Origin of the sequence: Bacillus sp. RCC_6_1 (assembly GCF_041360755.1) — a bacterium.
Classification (GTDB): Bacteria; Bacillota; Bacilli; order Bacillales; family Bacillaceae_G; genus Bacillus_A; species Bacillus_A cereus.
Genome location: NZ_JBFUPV010000001.1, coordinates 1076465 through 1100449 on the forward strand (window position 1 = coordinate 1076465; position 23985 = coordinate 1100449).

Genomic DNA, 23985 nt, shown 5'->3' on the forward strand with positions numbered 1-23985 from the left:
TTTGTAAATACCCATTTAATTACAAAAAAGTTCTATCCGTTAACCGAATAGAACTTCCCAAATATAAATCGCTATACAAAAATAATAGTGTTATGTAAACAAAATTATAAAGAAAAGCTGTCTTATCAATCAATAAGACAGCTTTTCTTTATAATCCTATATTAAAAGTTAAACACGAAGTCATCGTCAGCTAACTTTTCAACGTTCGTTGCTTTTACGTAACCATTTCCTTTTACAGAGAAGAAATCATGGTTTTTCGTATCTGTACGTAAACCATTTAAAACGATTGGGTTAATTTCTTCTTCTTCAAACTTCGGCTCAAGTCCTAAGTTCATAAGCCCTTTATTCGCATTGTAACGAACGAAACGATTTACATCTTCTACAAGACCGATAGAAGTGTAAATTTCTTCTGTATAGGCCATTTCAATTTCATATAGTTCCATTAATAACTCTTGTGTTTCTTTTTGCACTTCTTGTTGCTCTTCTGCAGAAAGTTCTGCGAAGATTTGTTGTGCTAAAATACCGACGAATACGCCGTGAATTGACTCATCCTTTACCTTCACATAAGTTCGCTACTCCTATGCCGTTTATACAGCTTACAGTTTCCTGTAAGAAGAGACTATATCATCTACCTTCTCAGGTAGCCCTCCATTTCGATTTAAGGGATTCTCACCCACCGCTTGGCCCTACTCCTCTTGCGGAATTTCACCGCCATTGGGATAGTCGTTGAACGTTCCTTTATCTACGTATCGCACCCACCACTGTTTATACAGTTTTCGATGTCTGATACGGCTTCCTGTGCCGCTCGATAACCCATGTTTTCTTTCAATGGATGCATTAGATTCACCGGCTTGTAGCATCTGAACGATGTCCAAAAACATTTCAAGAGTCACACGTCCCCTTGTTTTCAGTTGGTGTTCAGATTTAACCGGCATATAATTTTGCACTTTTCCCCAAAGATATTTATAACGTTTCTTATGTCGAATTAAAGATACATAATTAGGATGAAGATTATACATATCAGCAATTTCTGGATTTGTCTTTCCGCACTTTAGTAGTTCTACAATCTCAAAAAATTGTGCATCTGTAATTTTTGATTGTGGATTTTTTTCACCTATAACACGTTGCCTTTTCTTCTCTAATTGTTCTTCAGTGAATTTAATTCCACCCAATCCTTCTCCGCCTAACGTCAAGTTATAGCCATTATTATAAGAATCATACAGCCAAATATACTGTTGCTCAATCTCACTCAATTCTTCCAATGAACATTCTATTTCCTCTAGAATTCCATATTCTAAAGTGGATTCATATTTACAGTATACTGCTTGTAAATACCTATTATAATGTGTACCACTCTTTAACATCCACATATGTTCCCTAATTCGTTTTAAATTTGAAACGTTCACATCTTTACCAATATAATACTTCCCATTGATTTTTAAATAGTAAATTCCGTACATGTTATCGCTAGATAAAGGCTTCGCTGCTGATTGCCCTATCAGCTATTCTCCTTTCCATCTATTGATAGTTAGAGAATAACCTGAATGCATATATTCATCAATAATAATACAGATAAATTTACAATAGGGGGTCCCAGCAATTAAAAGGGTTTTTCAATTGGTATCTCTACCAAAAGCCGCCATAAGTTAACGGATAATAAGGTTAATAATTTCACCACTTGCCGTCAGTTTACCTTGACCAGCTAAGTAAAGTGGATAGAAAAATCCACTATAGAATAAGTAACTTTCTAAGAACACACTTGCTACCATTGCCATGTATAACTCTTTTTTCGTTACTTCAGGCTTTAATAAACGACGATAGTAACTAGTAATAATACCAGCTTTTTTCTCAAGTAACGGATGATTGTCTACCCAGTCAAAAATATCATCAATTTCTTCTTCTGTAGCTAGTGTTGTGAAAATGTGACTATAACTTTTCGCATGTACTTCTTCCATAGCTCCCATGAAAGCTAATACACTTTTCGCTTGTAAATTTTCAAGATGAACAAGTACAAGTGGCATTCCTTCGCCACCTTGTTTCGTATCTAAAAGTGTTAAACCACCTAATACACGCTTATAAGCAATTTGCTCTTCTTTCGATAATTGCACCCAAGTATTTTTGTCAGACGAAACCGCGATTTCTTCTTCTGTCCAAAACTGAGCGATGTTTTGCTTCCAAAACATTAAACTGAAATCATCTTCCTTTTTATTCCAGTTAACAGCGCGCATTGAATCACCCCTATATCTATTATTGTTCTACTGAACGGTTAAATTTCCATCTAACAATGAAAAGCTAACCGTTTAGTAGAACAAACCAAGTATGAGCAGGGTTCATAACCCTGCTCATACTATTGGGTTATTCATTTAGTATGGCAATATGCCATTAAACGGTACAAGCCACACACTCTTCCACGCTTAATTTACGTGTTCTCGTATAATACAGACTCTTTAAGCCTTTTTTATGTGCATAGATGTAGTAACGTGCTAATTCACGTGTTGAAATATCACTATTAACGTAAAGAATTGTACTAATTCCTTGGTCAATATGTTCTTGAATTTCTGCGATTAAATCAATTAATTTAAACTGATTCATATCGTAAGAAGATTTATAGTACCAGAACGTATCTTTTGATAAATACGGCATTGGATAATATGTTGTCGCATTCGCATATGTTCTTGATTCGATTTGACTTACGATCGGCATTACGCTTGAAGTTGCATTTTGAACGTAACTGATTGATTGTGTTGGAGCAATGGCAAGACGATATGAGTTGTATAAACCATTCTTCTGCACTTGCTCTTTTAAACTTGTCCAATCTTCTTTTGTCGGAATATGAATTCCTTCAAATAGTTGCTGAACTTTTTCAGTTACAGGACTGTAATCTGTCGTTTCATACTTTTCGAAGTATGTGCCATTCGCATAATCAGATTTATCGAAGTCTTTAAATGTCTCGCCTTTTTCTGTAGCGATTTCCATACTTTTCTCAATAGAATAGTAATTTAACATCATAAAGAATGTACGAGCGAATTCTTTCGCTTCTGCACTTTCATAAGCGATTTTATTTTTTGCTAAATATCCGTGTAAGTTCATTGCTCCAAGTCCAACTGAATGAAGCTCGTCATTTGCTTTTTTCACAGTTGGTGCATTCGGAATAATCGTCATATCAGAAACAGCTGTTAAAGCTTCCATTCCCGCATGAACTGCTTCACGAATTTCTTTATTTTCCATTACGTTTACGATATTTAACGATCCTAAGTTACAGTTAATATCACGACGGATAATGTCATCTGTACCGTAATCATTTATTTCTGAAGTTTCTTGAAGCTGGAAGATTTCTGTACATAAGTTCGACATCTTCACAGTTCCAATATCCTTCAATGGATGTTGATTATTTGCATTTGATTTAAACATTAAGTATGGGTAACCAGACTCAAGCTGAATCATAGCGATTTTAATAAGCATATCACGTGCACTAATATCTAGTGGCTTCTTCTTCACTTTCGGATTGCTCATTAATTCATCGTACATTTCATCAATGTCAATATCATCTAAATGCTTGCCATATTCTTTATAAACCGTATAAGGCGCGAAAACATGGAAAGGTTCGTTTTTCTCAGCAAGCTCAAAGAACTTACTTGGAACGATAATTCCGATTGATAGAGACTGAATACGGCTCTTCTCATCGGCATTTATTTTTTTTGTATCAAGGAATTCAATAATATCCCAATGGAAAATGTTTAAATATACTGCACCGGCACCTTTTCGTTGGCCAAGCTGATTCGCATATGAAAACGAATCTTCAAGCAATTTCATAACAGGTACTACGCCACTTGCAGCGTTGTCGATACCTTTAATTTGCTCACCACGTGCGCGTAGCTTAGATAAGTTTAAAGCTACTCCCCCGCCGATTTTTGATAATTGCATCGCAGTATTAATGTTAAAGCCAATTGAATTTAAGCTATCATCCATCTCTAACAAGAAACAAGACACCATTTCTCCTCTTCTGCTTCTTCCCGCATTTAAAAAGGTTGGTGTCGCTGGTTGGTAGTTTTGTTTTACAATCATGCTTGCGAATTGTCTTGCTTTCGAAACATCACCGCGTCCTAAGTATAATGAAACAATTGCTACACGATCTTCATAGCTTTCTAAGTATTGTTTTTGATCATTCGTTTTTAACGCATAATCTTTGTAGAACTTAGATGCTGCCATATAAGATTGGAACTCGAAGTTTTCACCATAAGCGATGTTATATACTTCCTCTACTTCCTCCAAGCTATACTCGTCCAGAACGTTGTAATAGTAATCATGTTCTTTCATATACTCCATTCGCTCTGCCACGCTATTAAAAGGAACGGTATTCTCTCTAGCTTCTTCCATAAAGACTTCTAATGCCTCTTTATCTTTATGAAGCTGATAAAAACCGTCCTGCATTTGCGTGATTTCATTATTCAGTTCAATGTGTCGCAATCTCCCGCACCCTTTCCTTAAAATATTCTACATCGTTATTTGTTCCAGATAACTCAAATTTTGATACAATTGGCACTTCATATTTAGTAGAAATCTTGTCAGCACTTGCACCGAACATGTCTCCCCAGTTACGATTGCCGCTTGCAGATACGCCTTTTAATTTTTCATTATTGCGCTCTAAAAAGTCTAAAACACGTTCTGGTACATTTCCAAAACCTGTTGTATACGTAATAAGAATAAAGTCTTCATCTATTACTAGATCTTCATCAATTTGAACGGCCGGCATATTTAATTTGTGAATGAAACGCTTCACGTTTCCTGTCATAGAATCATATGCAACTAACATTTCCGACCCTCCCTCTCAAATCTATATTCTCTATATGTTGTTCTTGATTTCTCTATATATTGTATTACGTTTCAAAATAAGACACAAGATATATGTATAAATTCTTTCTTTTTTTAACTTTTACTTTTCGACATGATAGCCGTTTTTTTTCAATACAATGACTATGAAACAACATTCTAAAACTCATGTCAATAAAGTGCTTTTCAAAAAAGTTGTCAACGAATTTAACCTTATTTTTAAAAAAGTTAACAATATATTTTGTCATAAAACGGTAGATGCTGAAGAAATATATTTCTCCAGCATCACGCAAAAAAGAACAGATATGAAACTATAATCTGCTCTAAAAAACGATTACATTTATCAAATTTACCTTATTAAATATATTATACATATACTTTCGTTTTTCGTTACATACTAAAAGATAACTATTATAGAAAAAGATTATTATTATGGAACTTCAATTTATTTATGAAAAGTTTATTCAGAGTACTCAATGCGCAAAATATCTTTTACAAATATATGATGTGGATTTTCATCTTTATCAAGCATTGTACATACAGGAGCCTCTTCATCAAAGTATACAATCAGTCCTTCTACGTACTGATATGTATGTTGAACTTGTACAGTTACTTTAATTTCTATTGCTTCTTCATATGCTCTTTTTATTTTCTGAAGCATTTTTGCTGAACATTTTCGTTTCTCTGGATACATAACCATTCCCATAAATCGATTGCCGGCTCTATCTTTCCACATATAATCCCAATGTGGTAAAATGCCTTGTTTAAAATCGCCCATAATTCCCCTCTCCTTTATCTTTTATTTATCCCGCATTAAACGTCCGTTTGGTGAAGGCTACTAATCAGTGAGAGATGCCCTGCTGATCAAAATTCTCCTTTATGAACGTGGCGTTTCTGAATATGTATAAATCACTTGCCCGCCTCGCTGTGCGTTACCAATGAAATGCTTAAAGTCTTCTCTATTTACAACAACTTCTCTGAACGTATAAAATACATCTTTCGTAACAACATACTCCTTTATTTCACCATTTTTTAGCTGATCTAAAATTGTATTTGCTAATTCTTTATCCATGTATTTCACCTCTCTGCAATATTTTATTTTATCTTATATTCTATAGGTCAACAACTGTAAATTTATCCCGCTATTTGCAGGTAGTCCGATTGGTGTTGACTACTAATCAGTCGTAGAATGAACAAAAAATCTTACTGATTAACGTTTCACTTTATCTCGTTGTTATGCCATGATTTTATTTTCGTTATTTCGCAAACAATATTGTTTTACTATATGTCCACTAAATATCATATACTAACATAGCTACTTCTCTATATCAAACATTTCGGCATTCAATTATGCAAAGTTCCATACCACTATGCTACAATATACAAATAGAACTAGGAGGGATACTATGATTCGGAAAGCAAAAAAGACAGATGCAATGGCAATAGCTCCTTTATTGTATAATGCTCTGCATGAAATTGCTGAAAAAATCACAGGTAGCACAGTTGAAGCAGAAGTATTACTAGGACTTGAGACATGGTTCTCAAAAGAAAATAACCGTCTGAGCTACGAAAACTGTTTTGTCTATGAACAAGACGAGAGTGCAGTTGGAATTATTGTCGCTTATCACGGTAGTGAAGCAACACAGCTTGACGCACCAATTGTACATCACTTAAGAGCATTACATAAAGATGAATCAATTACGTTAGAAAAAGAAGCTGAGCTTGATGAGTATTACATTGATACATTATCAGTTTCAAGTGCACACGGCGGAAAAGGTATAGGTTCTAAATTAATTGAAGCTGCCGAAATCTATGCAACTGAAAAAGGGCATAAAAAAATCGCTTTACTTGTTAATTTAGAAAACAAACGCGCCTATTCACTATACGAAAAGTTAGGTTATAAAAAAGATGAAATTGTTATGCTAGTAGGGGAACCTTATGCTCATCTCGTAAAACCATTAAACGTCAAAATTTCTATATCTTAAAAAGAAAGCACACGATTTATATAAATCGTGTGCTTTTATGTTAAATTTGTATTTAATATATTTCCATCCATCGCCTCGTGAAACGTATATGTTGTACATCCCCATGGCTCTCTGTGCAAAATAGGAGAACCAGACCAGACCATCGCTCTCAGTTCGGCACCAATCATTACATTCACATAATTATGACCTACAAGAGCTATACTTCCATGTACGAGAGCATAACGATGTAACAGGTAAGCCGCTTGCCTTACCCTCTCTCTTACTTCCTTATAAGACTCAACATCTTTATGGTAGCCAAGTATCCATAATGTTCGTCCAATGAACATCCATACCTTAATTGTGCATTTCAACCACTTCGGAGCAAAAAAGCATGAAGGAACTTCAGCTTCTCTAAAAAGAGAATTTTGCATAAAAGATAAAGAATCCGTCAATTCAGCTGCTGATTGTACAGCACGCCTTTGATCACTTGTTAAGACAAATTTCGCTGCTTTAATTGCCTCTATTGTTTCTATCGGCATTTTAGCTTTTTGTATCATTGACTCGGAATCATACTGTTTCATCCATTCGTGAAATGAATTAATTGTCATCGGTTCTCTTATACGACTTAAACAACCATGACGAATAAAAGAAATCTTCATTCTTTTCACTCTCCATTCATCACTTATGAACTCTATTATGCACTAGTTCTAAACATCATACCACGCAAGAAAATAAAGTTATATACCTTTACATCTCCCCACCACTATCATGTGTTATCGAAGCATGGATACCATCCATCCCATCAAAATATGTACTCGTATCATATTGACGAATCTTTTTTAAATGCATATAAGAAAATAAAAATAAAATTAAAGCTATAACACTCCCCACAAATTCAAACATCATTTTACCGCCTCTAATTTCTCCCACTTCAGCAGGTTATTCTACTTTTTCATTATACCTCGATATAAAGATTCTCGCATTTTTGCTATTTTTTCTAAAAAACATGGATTTTCTACATATTTTCTTACAAAAAGTGAATATTTTTCGAATTTTTACTTTGGAAACATTTACAAAGTAGGAAATATGGTTCAAAATAGGAGGAAATAAAAAAACCCAAATTTATTCTTTTTTTGGGAAAACTGTAACAAGGAGAGTTGCTTATGCAGATCGCAGAAACTGGAGATATCATCGAATTTAAAGGTGGAATGCAAGGCCGTGTTCAAAAAGTAAATCAAAACTCTGTTATTGTTGATATAACAATTATGAAGAATTTTAGAGAACTAGATATGGAACCTCTTACAGTTGTAAGTCATAAAAACTATACTGTCATTAATCAAAATGCATAATATAATAGAAAGAAAGGGCCTGTATACTATACAGGCCCTTTCTTTCTATTAACGATTATCAATTGTTTCCGGATATAGATCGTGGTTCATCATGCGGTAGTCAGCCATTTGTTCATACTTCGTACCTGGGCGCCCGTAGTTGCAGTATGGATCAATTGAAATGCCACCACGTGGTGTGAATTTCCCCCATACCTCAATATAACGCGGATCCATTAATTTAATTAAATCGTTCATAATAACGTTCATGCAATCTTCGTGGAAATCACCATGATTGCGGAAACTAAATAAATACAACTTTAAAGATTTACTCTCTACCATTTTTTGCTCTGGAATATAGCTAATATAAATTGTTGCAAAATCTGGTTGTCCTGTTTTCGGGCATAAACTTGTAAATTCAGGACAATTGAATTTTACAAAATAATCACGGTTTGGATGATTATTATCAAATACCTCTAATATTTCTGGGCTATATTCAAATAAATATTTTGTATTTTGATTCCCTAGTAATGTTACATCTTTTAAATCTTCATCTAATCTTCCTGTCATTTTAAACATCCCTTCTCGTTATACGCCGCGCTTATTTCCCCATACTAACGCATGAAGCTGAGGCAATACTTTTGCATCATTCATCTCTTTACAATTTACAGCTTTATCAATCAGCCATTCATACTTATCTAATAAATTTTTTATAAGCATCGCATCATCCACTGTTTTTGTATCATCGTTTCCTACTTGTAAGAAAAATGGTACCTTTGGATAACGTTCGTGCATCTTAACTGCATATTCAAAATCATGATCATCGAATACTACTACTTTTAAACTAATATCTTTTCCTGCTAGTTTCTGAATAATAGCATCTAACTTATGAAAATCTGTTTTCATCGTTGAACTTGGTGGTTTTGGAGAAATTGTTACCTCATCAATTTGAAGTAACCAATCTTGCCATTTACTCCCTTGCGTTTCAATTGCCGTTCGCATTCCATTTTCTTTTAATATAGAAAGAAGAAACTCAATATTTTTCAGCAATGCCGGATTTCCACCTGAAATCGTAACATGAGAAAAATTTTCTCCTCCAATTGCAACAAGCTCATCCCAAATATCTTCTGGTGTCATCTGTCTAATTTGATCTTTAGCTGATCCATCCCACGTAAAAGCAGAATCACACCAAGCACAGCTATAATCACAACCAGCTGTACGAATAAACATTGTTTTTTGCCCTACAACCATTCCTTCACCTTGAATAGTCGGACCGAATATTTCTAAGACAGGGATTTTACTCATCAAGCATCCACTCCCGTCTTACTTCCGCATAACTAGTCGGCGTCTCAAATAGACGAACAAATTCAACGCGAGCTCCTTTATATTCGTTCACTCGATTCTCTTTTGTTAGTGCTTCTGCCATCTTTTCATAAATCCAAACGACCATATTTTCAGCAGTCGTATTCATTGCAGGTAACGTTTCGTTTAAATAACGATGATCTAGATAAATTTCGATTTCATTTTTCCAAATTTCTTTTATATCTCCAAAATCAATTGCAAGACCTATTTCATTTACATATCCACTAATTCCAAATACAACTTTATATGTGTGACCGTGTAAGTTTTTACATTTCCCTTCATAACAGTGTAAATGGTGTGCTGCATCAAATGTAAATTCCTTGCTGACCATTACTCTTTTATTATGGTATTTGAGTTGTTTACGCTGAATATCCTTGTCCATTTTTTGCAAATTCTCTACGATGCGAAATCCAAAAAAGTTATCCATTAGTTATTCGCTCCTTCGCGTTCTTGTAGGTACGTATCTAATCCTGCTTTACGAAGTTGACATGCTGGACATTCACCGCAACCATCACCAATGATTCCGTTATAACATGTTAATGTTTTTTCTCGAACAAACTCAAATGCTCCAAGTTCATCTGATAATTTCCATGTTTCAGCCTTATCAATCCACATAAGTGGCGTGTGAATGACAAACGGGTAATCCATAGATAAATTTAAAGTAACATTTAACGATTTCACAAACACGTCACGGCAGTCTGGATAACCACTGAAATCAGTTTCACATACACCCGTTACAATATGACGTGCTCCAACTTGTTTTGCTAATACAGCAGCAAATGATAAGAAGAGTAAATTTCGTCCATCTACAAATGTCGATGGCAATTCACCTTCTTCATGTGTAATCTCCATATCCGTTCTGGTTAACGCATTTGGAGCAAGTTGATTTAATAGACTCATATCTAGTACCGTATGCTTTATTCCTAGTTCTTTTGCAATTTCCGCTGCACAATCAATTTCTAGCTTATGACGTTGATTGTAATTAAACGTTACAGCTTCTACCTCTGCAAACTGCTCTATTGCCCAAAATAAACATGTCGTACTATCTTGTCCTCCACTAAAAACAACAACTGCTTTTTCTTTTTTCATTTCACTCATTCTCCTTCTCTACTATAAATAAGAAGAAAGAACGTTCTTGAACTGTCACAATAAAAAAACAAAACAATACCTAAGGATATTGTTGTTTCCATAGTTTTTTATAGAGGGAGTTCGCGAACCTCTCCCGCGCGATGCACGGAATTTCTTCTTTCATTGACACAGCTTATTGTAACATATTGTATACTAGCGTAAAAATTTCTGATTTTTCCGCTATTTATTATTTCATTTCTTTCATTTTATAGTATGATTAATTTAATCTAAGAAGAGAGGAGGCATCCCACTGAAATCCTTTATTATTTATCTCTTTTTAAATATATTATTCATCCTGATTACAATGCTCGTATATCATTTATTTTGGAATCAAAAAGGGAAACGCTCTCCTAAATTAAATTCAGCTATATTCATTGTACTCTGTTGCCTTGCTACCGTACTCTGTATTACATTTGCAGCAAAAACAAATAATGGTTTTCAATTTGATATGCGCCATATTGTATTAATTGTCGGTACATTAACGGGAGGGCCTATTGCTGGTGGTTCTATCTTAGTTGTATTAAACATATATCGCTTATTATTAGGTGGGGTAGGTGTTTTCCCATCTCTTATCGGTTCTGTTCTTCTATTTATTGTTTTACTATTAACATATAAATTTTTTAATCAAACTTCTAATCGTATAAAAATAACACTTGCTATTATCTACAGTCTCACATACGGATTTAGTTGGATACCCTTCTTCCTTTCAAAGGTTACAAATAAGACTGATTATATACTGCATATTATTGTGTATGAGTTATGTTCAATGCTTGGTACGATTCTAATTTTATATTTACTGCACATATTACAAACTCAAGTTCGTCTCCAAAACGAACTTATAAATGCTGAAAAGTTTCATTTAATTGGTGAAATGGCAGCGTCTATCTCTCATGAAATTCGCAATCCATTAACTTCAACGAAAGGTTTTTTACAACTGTTACAATCAGATACCTGTACTGAGCAGGAACGAAAATTGTATATCGACATTGCCATTAACGGCATCGAACAAGCAAATCATGTTCTTACAGATTATTTAACCTTTGCTAAACCAAGCATTGAAAAAGAACAAACATTACAGTTAGAAGAAGAATTACTACATGCATTGTCGTTAATTACACCGCTTACTAATTTAACAAATGTACGTACTCATTATATAAAGCAAAGCACTTCTTTTTTTATCGCTGGTGAAAAGCAAAAACTAAATCAATGTTTATTAAATATTTTAAAAAATTGCATTGAGGCTATGCCAAAAGGCGGTGATCTTTATTTCACATTAGTTCCTGATCATAAGCATATTCAGTTATATATAAAAGATACAGGAGTCGGTATGGATTCAGAACAAGTAAAACGTCTTGGCTCTCCTTTTTATTCAACGAAAGAAAAAGGTACTGGACTTGGAATGATGGTCGTATTCAGTGTTGTTCAAGCTATGAATGGAAAAATTGATATTATAAGTGAAAAAGGAATCGGTACAACCTTTTTATTAACTTTTCCACTCATACAAAAAACGTGATGAAATACTCATCACGTTTTTTCTGTTCCTTCAACTAATTCAGCAAAAGCTTTCACTTTTCCGTGCGGTTGTTGATTTTCTTTACGTGCTTTCCAGGCGCGCTCTTCTTCTCGCTTCTTCTTAGACATGTTTTTTCAACTCCTTCTTTTCTTTCTCCATGTAGTATTCCAAAATAAGAAAGAAAACTATGCACGTATCAAAAAAGAAGTGGTTTCCCACTTCTTCCACTTTAGCGTTGCAAAATTGCATGTTTCGCCTCTTTTAACTGCGTAAGATGTCTTTGTTCATGCAAATCAAGAAATTGAACCCATTGATACAAATTCAGATCATTAAAAACAGGATGCTTTAATCCATTTTCAAATAAATCTTTTTCATCTATAACACTATGAAGCGCGTGTAATAGTTCTTGGCGTGAATGTTCTAGCAATTGAATTCCTTGCTGTTTTTTCATTAAAGTTTCTGTTGGTTGCATTTGCTGAGGAGCTTCTCGTTTATGTGTGCGATCAAGCGTAAGTTGGAGGTCTTTAAATGGAGTCATGTTTCTTTCCTTTTTTTGTAAAGCATATACAAGGGCAGACGTGACAGATTGTTCAACTAAATGCAAGTGGTGTAAAATTTGAATAATGCTCCATTTATCACGGCGTGGCTTTACATTCACTTCTGTGTCATTTAACATTTCAATTTCTGATAATAGCGTGCTTCGAGTAGACTGTAATGAGTTTACTAAACTTTCTAAACTTACATCCATATTAGATTGAAGCATACTTGTTCCCCCCTTTTGTTTGTGAAAAGAGGTGCTCCTTATTAGAAACACCTCTTTAGTATTCTGAATTTTCTTTTATTATCTCATCATTTTCCCATTATGTCGATGTTAAACATGTGAAAAAAAGCGCATGTTTTTTACAATTTTGTGTCGTCAATCGCATGTAACCATGCTTCAATTTCTGTAATAACACTTTTCACACAGCCTTCAGCAAATGGTGATGTTAAATTTGCAACTTCTACTAATTCTAAGAACGATTTACTTCCACCTTGTTGGCACAGATTCACATAATCTTCCCAAGCCTCTTGTCTATTATCTCTTGCACGTTTCCAAAATTGTAGCGCACAAATTTGAGCAAGCGTGTAATCAATATAATAGAACGGTGAGCTATAAATATGCCCTTGACGTTGCCAAAAACCACCGCGCTCTAAATAATCATTATCCTCATAATCACGATGTGGTAAATATTTCTTCTCTATGTTACGCCATGCTGTCTTACGCTCTTCAGGTGATGCTTCAGGATTTTCATATACATAATGTTGATATTCATCAACAGATACACCATAAGGTAAAAACAGAAGTGCTGAACTTAAGTGAGAGAAGTAATATTTATCTGCATCTTCTTCAAAGAATAGCTTCATCCATGGCCATGTAAAGAATTCCATACTCATAGAGTGGATTTCACATGCCTCATATGTTGGCCAATTATATTCTGGAATTTCAAATTTACGACTTTCATATACTTGGAAAGCATGACCTGCTTCATGTGTTAATACATCAATGTCACCAGATGTTCCATTGAAGTTTGAGAAAATAAATGGCGCTTTATAATTCTCAATATATGTACAATATCCGCCACCAGCTTTTCCTTTTTTCGCAACTAAATCTAATAAATCATTATCTAGCATGAAATTGAAAAATTCATCTGTTTCAACCGATAACTCTTTATACATTGTCTTTCCATGATCAACAATCCAATCCGCATCTCCTTTTGGAGTTGGGTTACCTGTAGCAAACTCAAAGTTTTCGTCGTAATAAGCTAACTTCTCTACACCGATACGTGCTTGTTGTCGCTTTCTTAATTCCGTTGTAACGGGAACGATATAATCTAGCACTTGCTGACGGTAATTAGCCACCATCTCCGCATTATAATCTGTACGGTACATTCTTGCATATCCAAGTTCAACAAAGTTTTTGAAACCTAAAGATTTTGCGATTTTCGTTCTCACTTTAACAAGCTCATCATAAATACGATCTAGTTCTTCCTCATTTCCAGCTAAAAATCCGTAGTATGCTTCACTTGCTGCTTTACGTTCGCTTCTTTCTTTTCCTTGCATAAACGGAATCAGTTGCGATAACGTTCTTTCTTCTCCAGCAAAGTCAATTTTTGCAGATGCTAATAACTGTGTATATTGCGATGATAATTTATTTTCTAATTGTAAATCTTTCACGACTTCATCTGAATATGTTTTTAAATCACATTCTGCTAGAGCAAATAATTGTTTTCCATAATACGCCTCTAATTCTTCACGAAATGGAGAATTAATGAGTGCCTTATAATATTTTGTACCATATCCTTGTACAACTGGAGAGAATTCATCAAAGAAATCCTGCTCCTCCTTATAAAAAGTATCCGTCGTATCAACAGAATGGCGAATGTAACAAAGGTTTCCCATTGTACCAAAATCGTTGCGAATCTCATTAATTGAATGAATGACTTGTTTTTGTTCTTCTACAGTTTTTGCGTTATCAAACTTCTCTAAAGCAACAGTAAATTTCTCTTTTAACTCTTCAATATTTGGGCGTTTATATTCATAGTCTTTAAATGACATGAACGAGCCTCCTCTCCATTACATACCTTTATTATAATTCAATACGTATTCTCGAATCCCCTCTTAATTTTCAACAAATTTCGGCAGTGACTGCCATGAGTTCATTACAAATAAAAAAGCCTTGGATTTATTTATCCAAAGCTCCTTTGGAACATATTATTTTTCATACTTCCCAATTTTTTTTAATAAATCAAGTAATTCATCTTTTTCATCTTTCGTTAACATTTCAAAAGACTGATGTATAACTTTCTCATGCCCCGGAAAAATAGAAGCAATAAAGTTCTCGCCAGACTCAGTTAATTGCGCGTAAATAACACGTCTGTCATTCGGACATGGGATTCTCTTTACTAATCCCTTTTTCTCCAACTTATCTACAACATATGTAATGCTGCCACTAGCTATTAAAATGCGCTCACCAATTTGCTGGAGTGGTTGACCGCCTTTATGATATAGCAGTTCTAATACAGCAAATTCAGTTGGATTTAACCCGTTACTTTGTATAGATTTATTTGTAGTATCCATAACAGAACGATGTACACGAGATAATGCAATAAATACTTTTAAAGATTGAGAAATATCTTCTCGTTCATTATTTGATGTCATACAACTTTCAACCCTTCACTTAAATTCTCAGCAATAAAAAGAAAATACCACTTCATACTTCATGTGAATTCCGAATGAGCATTCACTCATCCATTTCCTCTCCCCTAATATATTAAAAATCATTCTTGAATAAAAACATGACAATTTTAACATAGTTTATATATAATGATAATAAAAAAAGAAGGAGTACCACATTTGAAAGTCAAATTCCAAAGCATAATTATATATATATTGCTTGTTATCCTACCGACAATAGGGATTGGTGCTACATTTTATTCGTATCATACATATAAAATGAAACAGGAAAACAAATTATCTGCTCATACAGTTCTCTTTTTATATAGAGATTATTTGGATCATCATCTTGGTGAAGCAATTTCTGCTTTAGACATGCTTGCAAAAGTTGTAGGCACCGAGACTGGTAATATAAATGGCATTAAACAAATTGTACATGATACAGATGGAAACGATGCACGCTTTTCTGGTCTATATTACGCTACACCAGAAGGAGTCATTACAATCGCATCTGAAGATGAATCAAAGCCTATAGATGTTTCAGACCGTAAATATATTCAAGACGCGCTCCAAACTAAAAAAACCACTGTATCATCAGTCATTACTGATCGCGTTCTTGGACATAAAGCTATTATGATTGCTGCCCCCATATTTAATAAACAGAAGGAGCTCTCAGGATTATTATTAGCTAGTTTACGCTTTGATTACATTTCCTCTTCTTTAAATGCCATTAAACCACAATACCATTTTGAGGTAACTGATAAACATGATGTAGTTTTTCTAACCGATGATAATAACGACACAAGTGATACGCATTCTAATATGCTTACTACCCCACTCCAAAGATTAAATTGGAAGGTCTCTGTTTCTCCATTACCCATTCATCAAAAAACCTTATACCAGTGGGTTGCAATAGAGTGTATAGCTACTTTATTTTTAATGTCTATTTTATTTTTGCTTGCTCAATATATGTTGTTAAAACGTCAAACAAAACTTGAAAGACAACAAAATGAACTACAGAAAATTGAATTAGTTGGAACTTTTGCAGCGAGTACAGCACACGAAATCCGTAATCCTCTTACTGGAATTAAAGGACTCGTCGCTCTATTAAAAGAGAAATATAAAGATGAACAAGATCAGTTCTACTTTTCCGTAATTGAACAAGAAATAGAGCGAATCAATGAAATTGTAAGTGAATTTCTTATTCTAGGAAAGCCAACCGCCATCATCGAACAAACATATGATGTAAGAACAATTCTAAATGAGGTAGCATTAATTATTCAATCTGAGGCGAATTTACATAACATTGTATTCCATTTACATTTGCCAGACCATCCTGTTCATATCCGTTGTTCGAAAGACCATATGAAACAAGTGGTTTTAAACATTACCAAAAATGCAATTGAGGCCATGACTTCTAATGATACACTAACCATTGTAGTAAAAAACAATGAAACACACGCACAACTGCATATTACAGATACTGGAAAAGGGATTCCGCAACATATTCAAAAACACCTCTTTCATCCGTTCTTTACTAATAAAGATACTGGAACAGGTCTTGGACTTGTCATATGTAAACGAATTGTAGAGATGTATAATGGGCATATTTTTATCGACAGTACAGAAAATGAAGGAACGACAGTTCATATCGAAATTCCGTTACACATAGTATAATTATCCTTATCCTATAAGGGTAATTATACTTATTTCATAAAACCAGCCACAAGCATTCGCCAAAAATTATTTGATTTTCCTTCATACCCGATTTGGAAAATAGGTATTTTTATAATTGAAAACCATTTCGGTGTTTGTTTTTCTTTATAACATTGATATTGTAAAATAAGCTTGTCCAATTCTTGACTAACTTGAATTGTCTCCCTACTATTTAGCCCACTTGTTAATCCTAGTTGAATCATTTCTTCACGTTTCATATGAATATCACGTGAAAGCTTTTCTAATGTGTACTTCCTTTTTACAGTAAACATCCATATCCCCCTTATTATACTTCCATGCTCTTAACTTCACTTCTCCATTGACTTTTTTTAACTACTTAATCATATGCAAATTTGAAGAATCAGAAAATTTAACATTTTCTCCCTGTAATTTACAAATCTTTACCCTCACTTTGAGAATTATTACAAATTATTCTATCTTTGTAAATACATTCGCAATAATAGACATTTTTTTCATCTTCTTTTTTTATAAATTCTACGTAAACCGGGGATTCTTAATTTTCCACCTACTTTTCTTCGACATTTTTTGTTTAATTTATATAAAAAAGCAAAACATAATGATGATTGATAAAGTGAAACTTTAATCAGTGTTTTTTTGTTCAGCCCCCACTGATAATTAGCATTCACCAATCGGGTAGGCAGTGAATCTCCCACCTATCCAGCCCAATGTTGAGGTGGGAGTCTTACTACCCACAAATAGCAGGATAACAATAGAAAGGAAATATTTATATGCGAAAATATACGATTGCATTATTCATCATTGTTTTGTTTTTACCGTCTTTCTTATTTCCTATTCAAGCAAATGCTCATACGAATAAAGTTGCTATTGTCATTGATGATTTCGGTAATAATATGAAGGGGACTAATCAAATGTTATCACTTCCCATTCCACTCACTGTTGCTGTTATGCCTTTTCTTCCTTCCACAAAAGAAGACGCAATAGCTGCCCATAAGAAAGGCCATGAAGTTATTATACATATGCCAATGGAACCTATAAAAGGTAAAAAAGAATGGCTTGGGCCGAAAGCAATTACAACTGATTTAAGCGATGAAGAAATAAACAACCGACTTGAACAAGCCATTCAAGAAGTACCGCATGCAATTGGAATGAACAATCATATGGGGTCAAAAGTAACAGCGGATGAAAGAATTGTTCGCCTTATACTTGCTGCTTGTAAAAAACACGGTTTATTTTACTTAGATAGTAAAACGAATCCTAATAGTGTCGTCCCAAAAATCGGAAAAGAATTAGGAGTTCCTATTATTGAAAACCAACTATTTTTTGATGATGTGTATACAGCAGGACATATTTCAAAACAAGCCCAATTACTCATCAAAAAAATTCAAGAAAAACCTATTATGGTAGCTATCGGGCATGTGGGCCCCCCAGGTGAAATTACATCACGCGTTATTGAAACTTCTATCCCTAAAATTCGTGAGCATGCAGACTTTATTTTCTTATCTGATCTAGCATTATCCCCGCCTCCTGTTTCAAAATAAAGTTCATTACTCACATATAATCAGCCCTCAGCAATTGGGCTTTTACAGGTAACACCCGCCCACCTAACTTCTTTGCTTTCACCAAATTTTGAGGCGTGGATTTTACTACCCACAAATAGTGGGACAAAAAAGTACCTATCTATATATAACAGATAGGTACTTTTCTTTTTAACTTAAATATAATCTACGTGACTCACTCTGAATCCTTTTTTCTCTATTTTTCCGATTAATTGCTTTAATTTTGTTTCATCTAACTCATCTGATATATTTACAATAACGCGGCGGATATATTGATCACCGTTATCTAGCGTAAATAGGCCACCGATATTATATGCTTTTAACAATGTCCCAAGCTCTTTAATCGTTCCCTTACAATCTTGTGTTGCAATTGTTAATATATAACCACCTGTTCGCATACCAAATGAATCTTCAATAACATCAAATATATTCGAATGCGTTAACATACCGACAAATTCATTATAATCATTTAGCACGGCTAAAAACGGAAGCCGACGAATTACATAAAAGGCTCTGAAGAAGGAATCCTTTTCAAAAATAAATGCATTGGAATCGTCGAGCATATCCCCTGCACTTACATGCTCTAATCCGCTATTGCATTTTTTTTCTAATAAATCTACTTTATAAATAATCCCCGTGAATTTCTTCTCATCTTCTGCTAATACCGGGATGGCTCGAAATCCCGTTTCGTTCATCATTTGCAGTGCCTCTTCACCAGAATCATTTATCTTGCAAAATGTTACTTGCTGCTTTGGCAGAAAATGATATTTAACTCGCAAAATATGTTCCTCCTTACATGTCAACATGTAATCTATATATAATAAGGAGACCTATATTTTATGAGTGAAATTATTTTTAAAACGCTTTCATTTATTTATTAACTTGTAGCTATATCACATCCATTTTTATATAACAGAGCTCCTTGCCCCCTTAATCATTAATAACTTTACATGATAGTTCATTAAATATTCTATACCCTCTAGCCATTTTTTCGCCTCTTCTGGCGTTTTTCCCCACACAATCATGCCGTAATTATGAACAAGAACTACTCCTCCACCTTCAATGAAATTCGGAACATTCCTTTCTAATAAATCAGCGAATTTTTTTTCATCTTCTACAATTGGAATTGTCATTTCTGTTATACCTTCTTTTCCGAAAACACGCTCCACACTGCGTTTATCGAACGTTACTTCTCCTTCTTCCCCATATAACTCTGATATTAAATGACTATCTACAGTCTGCACTTGTAAAATACATCCTGCACTACTTTTTTTATAAATATCCGCATGCATAAATGACTCTGCAGCTGGTTTTTCTTCATTTTCAAATACTGACTCGCACATGCAATTTACGACAATAAAATCTTCTTCCGAAAATAGCCCTTTATCTCTTCCTTCAACATTTACTAAGAATGTTAACGGCTCTTTTGACGTACATAGCGATAAGCTAATTTTGGTACCATAAAACCAATCACGAAGTGCCAATTCAGATTTCACATCTTTTAATTCATTCCATTTCTTCAGAAAAAATAACATTTCGTCACCCCCGGCATAATATTCATATAAGGTTCGAATCCTTTCTATGTAAAAGGAATATTTTTTGATTATTCTAAAAATTAATTGAATTATCACATGAGAACGCTTTTTTGTCAATATAGTTTCGTGGTTCTTCTTTAAAATAGGCTATTCATATGTCTATACTCCTATCTATTTCCTATTTCATTTTGTACATAAAAATACGCTACTCTTTAATTAAAGAATAGCGTATTTTCCTCATTTTTTATTCCGCATTAACGGGCAGCCCGATTAGTGAGGGCTAATAATCAGTGGGGAATGAACAAAACCCCCACTGATTAAAGTTTCACTTTATTTCTTTATTGCATTATATAAAAACTGTGCATATTGTTCACGTGTTACGAAATTATCTCCTAAAAAATTCCCTTCCCCATCGCCTTTTGATATTTTATTATCCACTAAAGCTTTCACATATCCTTTCGCCCAATGGTCATTTGGTATATCTTTAAAATTCTCTGCACTATTTTCATTTTCTTTTAACTGAAATACTCTTTGTATTACTACTGACATTTCATATCGAGTTAATACTCCATCTGGACGGAACATACCATTTCCATAGCCTGTCATAATTCCAGCTTGAACCACTGCATCAATAGCCGTTTCATACATATTTCCTTTCGTATCTGTAAATGCCGTTTTTGGTACTAGATTATTTTCTAATTTTAAATACCTTTGTATTAGAAGAGCTACTTGTCCACGAGTAATGTTATCACCAAATCCAAATTCACCATTTCCATAGCCTATAAATAATTTTTCTTTCGCTAAGTAATTAATTGCTTCTTCTGACCAATGTCCCTTTGGTACATCTTTAAATTCTACCACTTCTGTTTTCTCATCTTCTTTAGACGTATTACCGTCTTTACTTTCTACTACATTTTGAATAACAGACCCTGTAAAGAAAATTCCTGTATCCGCGAATGGATCTTTCACACCAAATTCATATATTTTCTCACCTGGTGTACTCCATTTCACTACACCATTACTATACGTACCGTTATCGCTCTTCAGACGGATTTTCGTAGAAACCTCACCATCTTTTTCATATATAGGTACTTTTACTTCTTTATTTACTTCTGTTTCCTCTAAAAATACTTTTTGATTTTGGACATTAATATAAGCCGTCTTACTTAGTTCTATAACTGGTCGGACATCACGGATTTCATTTGCAACAAAACTTAGAAATACTAATTTTTTCAAATTACTAACTGGTGATAAGTCTGAAATATAATTCGCTTCTAAATCAAGCTTTTGTAAGTTTACTAAACTTGATAATGGCGTAATATCCTTTAACTCATTGTTAGGTAAGTGTAATTGTTTTAACTGTGTCATCTTACTTAGAGGAGTAACATCTTTTATTTCATTTTTCCCGATCCACAATTCTTCTAATTGCTTCATTTGCTCAATGCCGGATAAATCTTTAACTTTATTACGTGTTAATACTAAGTCTGTTAAAGGTAATGAATATAACGCTTTAATATCTTCAATTTGATTACCTGCTAAAGTTAAGTATGTTACATTTTTCAAAGCGCTTAATGGAGCAACGTTCGTAATTTTATTATTTGCTAAATTCAAGTAATCTAGTTGTTCCATTTTCGCTAATGCTGTTACATCTTCTATTTGGTTGCCTGATAGAAATAAACTTTTTACATTTTTCATTTCAGTTAGTGGTGCAACGTTTGTAATTTTATTATTACTTAAATCAAGAGATTCTAAATTATCCATCTTAACAAGTGGCGTTACATCTGAAAATTCATTACCACGCAAAGCTAAATGACTTAATTGCTTTAAGTTCGCAAAGAACGACGGATCTTTTATCTTCGCATTCGCAACTGTTAAAGATTTTAAATTTGGCATATATTTTAATGCACTATAATCAAGTATCTCATTCGTATTTAAAAACAAATCCTTTACTTGTAATAACTCTTCTTTCGTAATTGGTGTATTTAAATCTTTTCTATTAAATACTTTTTTATTCACAAGTTCTCTTAATTTGTTATCTGTTATCATATTTTGATTATCAACTGGATTATCCGTTTCCGTATTGCCTGAATTAGAGTTATCATCTGGTTTCTCTGTTTCTTTGTTACCTACAGTTGGATCTTTAATTTCAAATTGAACTTGATATTTGTGATCATATCCAATAGCTGGAATAAGTATATGCATTTGCATATTGTGCTTCTTCTCAAACTCACCAATTTCAAATTGAACTACTTTCGTTCCATTCTTCCTCTTATCTTCTGACAAAACCTTCACATCATGAAATACACCAGGCTGGTTTCTATCTTCTATTCTAAGATATTGAAAATAATCACTATCTTGCATTGTTACAGTGACAATTTTTTTGCCAGCTGCAATCGTTACTTTAGGATCTTTTATATATTGAGAAACCATAGATGGCTCATCTTTTTGGTCCTTATATATTTTAATCTCAGTATCATACGTGCGATCACTCGCTGCTGCTACCGATTGATTTGCTTCAACTTTTAATGCCGCTAATGCTGGAGTAGAGTACGTAGCAAATGGAATTGCTAATGTTGTCGCTACTACTAGCGCCTTCATGTAATTTTTTTTCAAAATAATATCCCCTATCATATATAATCTTTACAATTGATAAGTATTATCAATTATCCACAAATAAATGATAATGAATATCATTATCATTGTCAATGAGAATATTACATTAAATTTATATTTTTAAAGATAAAAAATAAAAAAGCCCTTTATTCAAAGGGCTTTTTTACCTATCGTATGAAGAATTTCACTTTTTTCCTTCTCATTGATGACACCGATTTTTTGCAAAATATTCGCGTACAATACAAGTTTATTATATATTCGTTCTGACATGTTCTCCCTTCTTTCCTTCGACCAACTTTTTTTGTATTGGTAAATTATATGAAAGAGGTGAGAAAATGTGTCCACTTTTTGCATAACTGCAAATCTTTTATTTTACGATTTACAGATAATAAAACTCCCTCCTAAAACTTAGGCGGGAGTTTATGTGCTTTCACTGTATTTAACAAACTGTCCACTGTATATTATGCTTCTTAAGTTCTTCTTCAAAGCTATATGGCATTTTTTTATCACAAATTACGTGTTGAATACGCGAAATTGCTGCTATACGATAATTCCCTTTCACGCCTACCTTCGTATGATCACATAAAATATATGTTTTCTCAGCTAATTTCATCATCGCCTCTGACAATTTCGCTTTCTCTAATTCAAAGCTGGAAACTCCAAAACTAGGTAATAACCCATCAATCGAAACGAACGCTTTATGAAAATGAAATTGCTGTATGACTTGCTGAGAAATAGACCCTGATACACGCGAATGCTTTGGAGATACTTTTCCACCTATAAACAAAACTTCACCGTGAAACATCTTTTTATTAATAGAAGAAATTAATTGTGTTGCGACTGGAAATGAACTTGTTACAATCGTTAAGTTTTTACGATGAACAAGGTATGGAACCATTTGAAGCGGTGTACTTCCATCATCAATTGCAATGACATCACCGTCTTCTACAAATGTCGCTGCTTTATAACCAATTCTTTTCTTCTCTTCTATATGTAGCATTTCTCTTTCTAACATTGGTGCCTCTACTCCAGCGCCTGGAAGTTGAACAGCTCCACCATACACTTTTTTCAGCTTCTTTTCACGATCTAATTCTTCTAAATATCGACGAATCGTTTCTGTTGATACAGCAAATTCTCTCGCTAATTCTGAAACCTTTACTTTCCCTTTAAATTCTACCTTTTCAAGAATGGTTCGCTTTCTTTCTTCTCCTACTACAGACATAGCTTCACCTCATTTATATCTCCCTT

The 23985-nt window shown here is 33.9% G+C and carries 25 protein-coding genes, 2 pseudogenes and 1 riboswitch; of the genes and pseudogenes, 5 read left to right on the forward strand and 22 right to left on the reverse strand.

The features are described from left to right. Nucleotides 1–161: 161 nt before the first annotated feature. From AB6801_RS05435 to AB6801_RS05465, 7 genes and pseudogenes are all read right to left on the reverse strand, one after another. Nucleotides 162–557 (reverse strand): annotated as a pseudogene (locus AB6801_RS05435) (ribonucleotide-diphosphate reductase subunit beta); the annotation flags it as partial. Between the two features lie 129 nt (nt 558–686). Further along, nucleotides 687–1460 carry a GIY-YIG nuclease family protein gene (locus tag AB6801_RS05440; RefSeq protein ID WP_000274263.1) on the reverse strand — a complete coding sequence of 258 codons (774 nt, stop codon included), beginning with the start codon at nt 1458–1460 and terminating at the stop codon, nt 687–689. 189 nt (nt 1461–1649) lie between these two features. Further along, nucleotides 1650–2228, reverse strand: a pseudogene (locus AB6801_RS05445) (ribonucleotide-diphosphate reductase subunit beta); the annotation flags it as partial. Nucleotides 2229–2382: 154 nt separating this feature from the next. Continuing rightward, nucleotides 2383–4467 (reverse strand): class 1b ribonucleoside-diphosphate reductase subunit alpha, encoded by a 2085-nt coding sequence (nrdE, locus tag AB6801_RS05450; protein WP_001215839.1) that lies wholly within the window; start codon nt 4465–4467, stop codon nt 2383–2385. Further along, the gene (gene nrdI / locus AB6801_RS05455) at nt 4454–4813 is read right to left on the reverse strand and encodes a class Ib ribonucleoside-diphosphate reductase assembly flavoprotein NrdI (RefSeq protein ID WP_000959447.1); all 360 of its coding nucleotides are present in this window, start codon (nt 4811–4813) and stop codon (nt 4454–4456) included. The genes nrdE and nrdI overlap by 14 nt, the downstream gene beginning before the upstream one ends. Before the next feature lie 477 nt (nt 4814–5290). Further along, nucleotides 5291–5608 (reverse strand): hypothetical protein, encoded by a 318-nt coding sequence (locus tag AB6801_RS05460; protein ID WP_000502197.1) that lies wholly within the window; start codon nt 5606–5608, stop codon nt 5291–5293. Nucleotides 5609–5707: 99 nt separating this feature from the next. Next, nucleotides 5708–5902 (reverse strand): hypothetical protein, encoded by a 195-nt coding sequence (locus AB6801_RS05465; protein ID WP_000356684.1) that lies wholly within the window; start codon nt 5900–5902, stop codon nt 5708–5710. A gap of 334 nt (nt 5903–6236) precedes the next feature. On the opposite strand from AB6801_RS05465, the gene AB6801_RS05470 reads away from it, so the two are divergent. Continuing rightward, a complete protein-coding gene (locus AB6801_RS05470) occupies nt 6237–6815 on the forward strand; it encodes a GNAT family N-acetyltransferase (RefSeq protein WP_000619548.1) in 579 nt (192 codons plus the stop codon). A gap of 35 nt (nt 6816–6850) precedes the next feature. Here AB6801_RS05470 and AB6801_RS05475 read toward each other — a convergent pair whose 3' ends face one another. Beyond that, the gene (locus AB6801_RS05475; RefSeq protein ID WP_097998896.1) at nt 6851–7453 is read right to left on the reverse strand and encodes a histidine phosphatase family protein; all 603 of its coding nucleotides are present in this window, start codon (nt 7451–7453) and stop codon (nt 6851–6853) included. Nucleotides 7454–7541: 88 nt separating this feature from the next. Then, entirely contained in the window at nt 7542–7697 is a 156-nt protein-coding gene (locus AB6801_RS05480; RefSeq protein WP_000461432.1) for a hypothetical protein, read from the reverse strand. A 260-nt stretch (nt 7698–7957) separates the two neighbouring features. On the opposite strand from AB6801_RS05480, the gene AB6801_RS05485 reads away from it, so the two are divergent. After that, nucleotides 7958–8143 carry a YkvS family protein gene (locus AB6801_RS05485; protein WP_001165082.1) on the forward strand — a complete coding sequence of 62 codons (186 nt, stop codon included), beginning with the start codon at nt 7958–7960 and terminating at the stop codon, nt 8141–8143. Between the two features lie 48 nt (nt 8144–8191). Here the strand turns inward: AB6801_RS05485 and queF are convergent, their stop codons facing one another. Genes queF through queC form a run of 4 tightly spaced genes read right to left on the reverse strand, consistent with a single transcriptional unit; the run spans nt 8192 to nt 10570 of the window. Further along, a complete protein-coding gene (queF, locus tag AB6801_RS05490; protein ID WP_001986050.1) occupies nt 8192–8689 on the reverse strand; it encodes a preQ(1) synthase in 498 nt (165 codons plus the stop codon). 18 nt (nt 8690–8707) lie between these two features. After that, the gene (gene queE, locus AB6801_RS05495) at nt 8708–9424 is read right to left on the reverse strand and encodes a 7-carboxy-7-deazaguanine synthase QueE (protein ID WP_000036298.1); all 717 of its coding nucleotides are present in this window, start codon (nt 9422–9424) and stop codon (nt 8708–8710) included. After that, a complete protein-coding gene (gene queD / locus AB6801_RS05500; protein WP_000368414.1) occupies nt 9417–9908 on the reverse strand; it encodes a 6-carboxytetrahydropterin synthase QueD in 492 nt (163 codons plus the stop codon). Before queD ends, queE begins: the two co-directional genes overlap by 8 nt. Next, nucleotides 9908–10570, reverse strand: a complete 663-nt coding sequence (queC, locus tag AB6801_RS05505) for a 7-cyano-7-deazaguanine synthase QueC (protein ID WP_000711595.1) — start codon at nt 10568–10570, stop codon at nt 9908–9910. Before queC ends, queD begins: the two co-directional genes overlap by 1 nt. Before the next feature lie 93 nt (nt 10571–10663). Further along, nucleotides 10664–10707: riboswitch (PreQ1 riboswitch) on the reverse strand. A 206-nt stretch (nt 10708–10913) separates the two neighbouring features. On the opposite strand from queC, the gene kinB reads away from it, so the two are divergent. Beyond that, entirely contained in the window at nt 10914–12122 is a 1209-nt protein-coding gene (gene kinB, locus AB6801_RS05510; RefSeq protein ID WP_000964152.1) for a sporulation sensor histidine kinase KinB, read from the forward strand. A gap of 11 nt (nt 12123–12133) precedes the next feature. Here the strand turns inward: kinB and AB6801_RS05515 are convergent, their stop codons facing one another. The 4 genes from AB6801_RS05515 to AB6801_RS05530 all read right to left on the reverse strand — a co-directional run bounded on the left by AB6801_RS05515 (nt 12134) and on the right by AB6801_RS05530 (nt 15320). Beyond that, nucleotides 12134–12250 (reverse strand): DUF6254 family protein, encoded by a 117-nt coding sequence (locus AB6801_RS05515; RefSeq protein WP_000038355.1) that lies wholly within the window; start codon nt 12248–12250, stop codon nt 12134–12136. 101 nt (nt 12251–12351) lie between these two features. Beyond that, nucleotides 12352–12885: a DinB family protein gene (locus tag AB6801_RS05520; protein ID WP_000941970.1), complete on the reverse strand. Its 534-nt coding sequence runs from the start codon at nt 12883–12885 to the stop codon at nt 12352–12354. A gap of 137 nt (nt 12886–13022) precedes the next feature. Next, entirely contained in the window at nt 13023–14717 is a 1695-nt protein-coding gene (locus AB6801_RS05525; protein WP_000008578.1) for a M3 family oligoendopeptidase, read from the reverse strand. A gap of 156 nt (nt 14718–14873) precedes the next feature. Next, nucleotides 14874–15320 (reverse strand): MarR family winged helix-turn-helix transcriptional regulator, encoded by a 447-nt coding sequence (locus AB6801_RS05530; protein WP_000203336.1) that lies wholly within the window; start codon nt 15318–15320, stop codon nt 14874–14876. A 195-nt stretch (nt 15321–15515) separates the two neighbouring features. Here AB6801_RS05530 and AB6801_RS05535 point away from each other — a divergent pair, with 195 nt between their 5' ends. Continuing rightward, complete coding sequence (locus tag AB6801_RS05535) at nt 15516–17012, forward strand: DUF3149 domain-containing protein (RefSeq protein WP_000865053.1); 1497 nt, start codon at nt 15516–15518, stop codon at nt 17010–17012. A gap of 29 nt (nt 17013–17041) precedes the next feature. Here AB6801_RS05535 and AB6801_RS05540 read toward each other — a convergent pair whose 3' ends face one another. After that, entirely contained in the window at nt 17042–17323 is a 282-nt protein-coding gene (locus AB6801_RS05540) for an aspartyl-phosphate phosphatase Spo0E family protein (RefSeq protein WP_000495536.1), read from the reverse strand. A gap of 477 nt (nt 17324–17800) precedes the next feature. On the opposite strand from AB6801_RS05540, the gene AB6801_RS05545 reads away from it, so the two are divergent. After that, complete coding sequence (locus AB6801_RS05545) at nt 17801–18571, forward strand: divergent polysaccharide deacetylase family protein (protein ID WP_001234107.1); 771 nt, start codon at nt 17801–17803, stop codon at nt 18569–18571. 173 nt (nt 18572–18744) lie between these two features. Here AB6801_RS05545 and cbpA read toward each other — a convergent pair whose 3' ends face one another. The 4 genes from cbpA to AB6801_RS05565 all read right to left on the reverse strand — a co-directional run bounded on the left by cbpA (nt 18745) and on the right by AB6801_RS05565 (nt 23959). Further along, the gene (gene cbpA, locus AB6801_RS05550; RefSeq protein ID WP_001264207.1) at nt 18745–19368 is read right to left on the reverse strand and encodes a cyclic di-AMP binding protein CbpA; all 624 of its coding nucleotides are present in this window, start codon (nt 19366–19368) and stop codon (nt 18745–18747) included. 126 nt (nt 19369–19494) lie between these two features. Next, nucleotides 19495–20124, reverse strand: coding sequence for a class II aldolase/adducin family protein (locus tag AB6801_RS05555; RefSeq protein WP_000896005.1), 630 nt, complete (start codon nt 20122–20124; stop codon nt 19495–19497). A gap of 330 nt (nt 20125–20454) precedes the next feature. Next, nucleotides 20455–22755, reverse strand: a complete 2301-nt coding sequence (locus AB6801_RS05560; protein WP_097998895.1) for an NEAT domain-containing leucine-rich repeat protein — start codon at nt 22753–22755, stop codon at nt 20455–20457. Nucleotides 22756–23176: 421 nt separating this feature from the next. Beyond that, nucleotides 23177–23959 carry a DeoR/GlpR family DNA-binding transcription regulator gene (locus tag AB6801_RS05565; protein ID WP_000117667.1) on the reverse strand — a complete coding sequence of 261 codons (783 nt, stop codon included), beginning with the start codon at nt 23957–23959 and terminating at the stop codon, nt 23177–23179. Nucleotides 23960–23985 lie beyond the last annotated feature (26 nt).